The organism is Marinobacter vulgaris, from assembly GCF_003344045.1.
GTDB lineage: Bacteria > Pseudomonadota > Gammaproteobacteria > Pseudomonadales > Oleiphilaceae > Marinobacter > Marinobacter vulgaris.
In genome coordinates this window covers 1-693 of the sequence record NZ_QFWX01000035.1, presented here as the reverse complement: position 1 = coordinate 693, position 693 = coordinate 1, and the positions used below count along the sequence as shown (strand labels likewise).

1 protein-coding gene and 1 pseudogene are annotated in these 693 nt (G+C 48.9%); both read left to right on the top strand.

Annotated elements, in window-relative coordinates; translation table 11 throughout:
• A pseudogene (locus tag DIT71_RS18325) lies at positions 1–234 on the top strand (hypothetical protein); the annotation flags it as partial.
• A 106-nt stretch (positions 235–340) separates the two neighbouring features.
• A complete protein-coding gene (locus DIT71_RS18570) occupies positions 341–508 on the top strand; it encodes a helix-turn-helix transcriptional regulator (protein WP_114614525.1) in 168 nt (55 codons plus the stop codon).
• The last annotated feature ends 185 nt before the right edge of the window (positions 509–693 follow it).

Sequence of the window (693 nt, the reverse complement as noted above, 5' to 3'; positions counted from 1 at the left end):
CACCTGACTTTCTTTATGAGTGATCATACACTCAAAATCAGGTGGCCAGATTCACTATGCCACTACAATGATGTAGTTTCTGAGCTCTGTTTGTCGCACTTGGATAGCGACGAAACCCGTGCCGCTTATCTGAGCGACCAAATTTTAGACCGCCGCATGATGTTGCTAACCGACTATGCCCGGTATGCATACACAGGAAAACTGCCACCGAAACGGCAGCGTTCAGATTATTAATGGGAATTCCGGAGTTTCTACATTTTTCTGGCAATTAGACTCACCAACAGACCCTTGTTAGCGATTAACTTATTGGGTACCAGGTAATCAAAACGAGGTACAGAAAATGCTTTACAGCATCAAAGAAGTCAGAAAACGTTATGGGGTTGCCCCTAAGTCCATTTGGCGTTGGATTCGCGAAGGGCGCTTTCCGAAACCGCTCAAACTCTCACCTACAACCGCTCGTTGGCGAGAATCCGATCTGCAGGCTTACGAGGATTCCCTCGAAAAGTAATGGTTTGAAAATGCGGCCTGTTCAAAGCGTGGGTAATGGCGGGTTCTATTAGTCTCGAACCCGCCGCACGATATTGCTCCTCGCGAAGCGCCCTGATTCCTCCGGCCCCCACGCCTGCTTGTAGTGGTCCAATGATTCCGGACACCAACGTAGGTGGTAATATCGCCACCATAAGCGAGGTGTCT

Excerpts from the sequence above, each read along its gene's own strand:
- DIT71_RS18570 (WP_114614525.1), top strand. The coding sequence starts at position 341 with ATGCTTTACAGCATCAAAGAAGTCAGAAAACGTTATGGGGTTGCCCCT.